1 protein-coding gene is annotated in these 719 nt (G+C 75.7%); it reads left to right on the top strand.

Annotated features, from left to right (window positions below; all coding sequences use genetic code 11):
• Positions 1-48 precede the first annotated feature (48 nt).
• A partial coding sequence (locus tag FV222_RS28260) for a lysophospholipid acyltransferase family protein (protein WP_147816426.1) occupies positions 49-719 on the top strand: 671 nt, incomplete at its 3' end.

The raw sequence follows: 719 nt of genomic DNA on the forward strand, positions 1-719 counted from the left end.
CGCCGGTTCCGGGCGCCGCCGCCGGCCTCGCCGGTGGTGTGGCGGTTCATGGTCGCCTACTTCGACCGCTTCCTCCGGCGGCGGATGAACGCCCTGCGCCTCGCGCGCTGGGGCCTGCCGCCGGACCTCGGCCCGGGGCCGGTGGTGGTCTACTGCAACCACCCGGCCTGGTGGGACGCGGCGGTGATCATCCTGCTCGCCGGGCGGCTCTTCCCCGAGCGGTCGAGCTATGCGCCCTTCGACGCGCGGATGCTGGAACGCTACGGCGTCTTCCGCCGCATGGGCGCCTTCGGCGTCGACCTCGACACGCCCCGGGGCGCGGCGCAGTTCATGGCCGCCTCGCGAGAGATCCTCGCCCGGCCGGCGAGCGTCCTCTGGATCACCGCCCAGGGGCGCTTTGCCGACGTGCGCGCGCGGCCCCTCGACCTGCGCGCTGGCGTCGCGAGGCTCGCCGAGATCGCGCCGGACGCGCAGTTCGTGCCACTGGCCCTCGAATACGCGTTCTGGGACGAGAGCGGCGCGGAGGCCTGCGCGGCCTTCGGCGCGCCAGTCTCGGGCCGTGTCCTGGCCGCCCTGCCGCGGGGCGAGCGCCTGGCACGGCTGGAAGCCGACCTCACCGCAATCCTCGACCGCCTGAGCGCCGACGTGGTCGCCCGCGACCCGGCGCGGTTCCGCGACCTCGTCTCGGGACGCCAGGGCGTCGGCGGCCTGTACGACGG

This window comes from Methylobacterium sp. WL103, assembly GCF_008039885.1.
GTDB classification, from domain to species: Bacteria; Pseudomonadota; Alphaproteobacteria; order Rhizobiales; family Beijerinckiaceae; genus Methylobacterium; species Methylobacterium cerastii.